The organism is Pseudomonas sp. (assembly GCF_028293835.1).
Classification (GTDB): domain Bacteria; phylum Pseudomonadota; class Gammaproteobacteria; order Pseudomonadales; family Pseudomonadaceae; genus Aquipseudomonas.
The window spans coordinates 1-4,105 of the sequence record NZ_JAQGNX010000135.1 but is presented as its reverse complement, the minus strand read 5'-3'; the positions used below and the strand labels follow the sequence as shown (position 1 = coordinate 4,105).

4 protein-coding genes are annotated in these 4,105 nt (G+C 56.2%); all 4 read right to left on the bottom strand.

Features of this window, described 5'->3' with window-relative positions:
* Positions 1 to 307 precede the first annotated feature (307 nt).
* Positions 308 to 553, bottom strand: coding sequence for a pentapeptide MXKDX repeat protein (locus tag JWR17_RS18950; RefSeq protein WP_299833650.1), 246 nt, complete (start codon positions 551 to 553; stop codon positions 308 to 310).
* Between the two features lie 159 nt (positions 554 to 712).
* A complete protein-coding gene (locus JWR17_RS18945) occupies positions 713 to 2,281 on the bottom strand; it encodes a GMC family oxidoreductase (RefSeq protein WP_299833648.1) in 1,569 nt (522 codons plus the stop codon).
* An 11-nt stretch (positions 2,282 to 2,292) separates the two neighbouring features.
* Positions 2,293 to 2,853, bottom strand: a complete 561-nt coding sequence (locus tag JWR17_RS18940; protein ID WP_299833646.1) for a twin-arginine translocation signal domain-containing protein — start codon at positions 2,851 to 2,853, stop codon at positions 2,293 to 2,295.
* Positions 2,854 to 3,033: 180 nt separating this feature from the next.
* Positions 3,034 to 4,105, bottom strand: a 1,072-nt coding sequence (locus JWR17_RS18935) for a phage integrase Arm DNA-binding domain-containing protein (protein WP_299833644.1), incomplete at its 5' end; no start/stop codon positions are given.

Below are 4,105 nucleotides of genomic sequence, written 5' to 3'. Positions count from 1 at the left end.
GAGACTTCAAATAAACCCAGCCTAAATAGATTCCGGCCTACTCGGGTTTGGGGTGCAATTGTCGCGCAACAAACACAGAACCCGGAGCTGCCGAAGGCTGCGATAGGCCGGGGTCGCAGGCGACCGGCACCCCTTCAGCGGTATCACGACGGCGACCGGTCCCCGGTCGAATCGCAGCCTTCGGCAGCTCCTACAGATTATTTTCAATAAGTTATGCGTTGTTTGATAAGGGCCTGCTTGTTGGAAGCGTCAGGCCTGATACATGGCATCAAGCCCCTCGCCAATAGGTTGGCTCCTACAGATTTGATCAATGGGACATCGGGTCTTTAGCTTCATCCTTACCCATGATGTCTTTCTTCATGGCATCTTTGGACATGCTGTCTTTGCTCATGGTGTCTTTCTTCATGGCATCTTTAGACGGGGTGCCCTTTGACATCGCGTCCTTCGACATGCTGTTTTTACTCATGGCATCGCCGCTGGTGGTCTCGGCTGCGAATACGCTGCCGACAGCGCCCAACGACATGCACAATATGACTGCGGATAATTTATTCATGAGAGTTTCCCTTCGAGCGTAGAGGTGGAGAGTCGCACAACCGCTGGCTGCACGCCGTTAGTCGATTGGCTAACTGGTCTCCATTGTCGAGCGCTCACCGTAACGAAGTCCTCACGCACACTTAAATTAACCGTGATAACTCACGCTCCCCTCCCGTAGTCAGATCCGCTGCGCCTTTAACGAATCGGCGATGTAGTCGGCTTGTCTGATCGCCAGGGTGACGATGGTCAACGTCGGATTTTCTGCCGCACTGGTGGTGAATTGGCTGCCATCGGAGATGAACAAATTCGCCACTTCATGGCTTTGCCCGTGACTGTTGCACACGCCGTCTTGCGCCTTGGCGCTCATGCGGCAGGTGCCCATGTTATGGGTCGAAGGGTAGGGCGGAACGCGGTGCGTCTTGAGTGCACCGGCGGCGGCGTATACCGCTTCACCTTGGGTGAACGCGTGTTCGCGCATAGCCAGGTCGTTGGGGTGGTCGTCGTAATGAACGTTGGCCACCGGCATGCCGAACTGGTCCTTGACCCCGTCATTGACGGTGACACGGTTACTCGCCCTAGGCATGTCCTCGCCAATCAACCACATGCCCGCAAGGTGCGTGTATTGGTCCAGCACCCGGGTAAAGTCGCGACCCCAGGCGCCGGGATTGAAGAACGCGCCCATAAACGATGGCCCCAGGGAAATGGTTTCCATCTCATAGCCGCCGACAAATCCTCGGGACGGTTTGTTGGCCACCTCGTCGCTGATGATGCCAGCCATAATCGTGCCGCGATAGAAGTGCACCGGTTCCTTGAATTCGGCAAACACCGAGCCGGTCATGTGGCGCATATAGTGCTTGCCGACCATGCCTGCGCCGTTGCCCAGGCCATGGGGAAACAGTGTGCTAGAAGAGTTGAGCAGGATTCTCGGGGTTTCGATGGCGTTTCCTGCCACCGCCACAACCCGCGCTTTTTGGCGTTGCAATTGACCTTTGGCGTCTGCATAAACCACGGCACTGGCCAGCCCTTTGTCGTCGTGCTCAATGCGCACGACTTGGGCCTGGGTGCGGAGTTCAAGCTTGCCGGTGGCTTCGGCGGCAGGGATTTCGGTGTAGAGCGTTGACCACTTCGCGCCCATTTTACAGCCCTGGAAGCAGAAGCCCAGTTGCTGGCAAGAAGCACGACCGGCGCGCGGCACGCTGTTGATTGCCATATGCCCAGTAGAGCATTCTTTGTAACCAAGTTTCTTCGCGCCGTCGTACAGGACCTTGAAGTTATTGTTTCCAGGCAGGCCTGGGACATTATTGGTGCGCGTTACGCCCATTTTGTCTTCAGCACGAGCGTAATACGGTTCGAGTTCAGTCAGCGTAATCGGCCAATCCAGTAAGTCGGCGTCCTTGACCGCTCCATAAGTTTCCAGAGCGCGAAATTCGTAGTCACGAAAGCGCAAACTCGCCCCGGCCCAGTGAGTGGTGGTGCCGCCCACGGTTTTGCAGATCCAGGCGGGCAGGTTCGGGAAATCCTTGGCCACCCGCCATGTGCCGGAGGTGGTGCGTTTGTCCGACCAGGACAACTGAACGAAAGCCGGCCATTCGTCGTTGATAAAGGTCGCCGTGGATTGCCGCTCACCGGCTTCGAGCAGTACCACTGGAATACCTTTTTGGCACAGTTCGTTGGCCAAGGTGCCACCACCCGCACCGGAGCCAATGATCACTACAACGGTGTCGTCATCAAGCGCATAAGTAGTCATTGTGGCGTTCCTCAAGAAAGGGGGACAGGGCTGGCATCGGCAGGCGGGTTCGGCAACCACGTCAGGTCATTGAAACCGCGGTGTAAATAGCCACCTTTCGGATAGGAAGCACCTTCGTAACCAAAGTGCAGATAGGCAAGTTCGTTGCTATAAAGGGACGCGACCGTGGTGCCGCGCACCAGGGTGAAGAAATCGCTGTGTTGTACCGATTCGAGGATGGCGACTTGATGCGTCTCGTCTAGCTTCAACCACGAACCACCGGCTTTTTGATCGAGGTCGGCCACACCGCTCTTGAGCAAGTCAGCAATGCCGGGGTCTTTGGAGGCTTTTTCGTCCAGGGCTTTTACGGAGAAGGCATAGACAGCATCCTCCATCGTGTCGTGGGGGTACATGCGGCGAACGATCACTATCAGACGGTCGCCGGTGGCGCTGTCCAACGTAGTCATCGGCAGCGCCCAGCTTTGGCTGGGGGCTAATAAAGCGATAGGCCCGGAACCGAACAACAAGGTACCCAGCAGCAGACCGCCACTTCCCTGAAGAAAGCGGCGGCGATCGAGTTTCAAGTCACTCATGGCTAATTTCCTTGTTATTTTTTTTGTAGGATGCGATTCAGCTCAATTGATACTAGTAGGCCTGAAGGGCTGGAGGTAATAGCGAGCTACTACGTGGTTATAAGAAAGGGCTGATTTCATTGGGGAAAACGCTCTTCCCCAAAACCTCCCCAAAATCTCCCAAAAACTCCTACTACTCCGTTAGGCCACATCGATCCATTCAACGCCACGGCCGTCCCGGTATAAATCAGTCATAGCGGCCGTTTTATGTCCAAGCAACTTCTGTGTGTCGCGGCCTTCGAGTTCATGAAGCCGCGAAGCCAGTGAGCGCATTTCATGGAACGATGGCGGGCTATCTCCGAGCACGATCCCTGCCTTGGCCGCTGCACGATCGCGCGCGGCAGCGAACGTCATCGTCAGCACATTCAACGTCACTGGCGTGCCGGCGACTGCGCTTGATGCCCGTGATGGGTGGTGGATCAAGTGCTTTGAAATCACCGAGTCACGGCAGGACTTGATCACCTCACTCAACTGCAGACCAACACACTCCAGCCTCAACGCTGTTGAAATCCGCAGGCGGGCCCCGGTCTTTTGCTGGATTACGTGAAGCACGCCGTCGGAAACGTCCTTGAACAGCATGTTCCGTATATCGTCACGCCGCTGGCCAGTGAGCAAGGCAAGCTCCATTGCGCGCTTCATCCAAGGCTGATGAACCTCAGCATGAATCAATTTCCAAAGCTCCAGCGTCAGGCGCTGGCGTTGCACCCTCACTCTTGCGGCCCTGGTCACGGTTACAGGGTTGTCACTTCGCCACCCGCGAGCGTTGGCCTCGCGGAAAACATCCTGGAGCAATGACCGCATTGCGCGCGCCATTGATGCCTTGCCTTCTGCCTCGATTCCTTTGAGGTATGTAGCTATCTCAAACGTTCCAATTTCCCGAATTCCGTGCGATCCCAGCGCCTTGTCTATCTGGTTTAGGCGGCGCCCGATGGTAGCCACACTTGATTCCGACAGACACCGCTTCGCGTACTCCAACCGAAACTCGACAATCCAATCGCTGAGCGTCTTTCGTGGGCCGGCAGCAATTCGCTCAGTGAGAACGGGCCCGGTTTTGAAATACGACTCCCTGTTCTGGTCGTGGGCCTGGGTGATGGCTGCCGCTTTGTCGGAGCCGAGTCCGTAAACCCTGCCGGTTTCCGGATCCCGATAGGTGTAATACGTCTTGCCGTTGCGCGAGTCCTTTTTCTTGTACAAGTTGGGCGGAAGGTCTTTT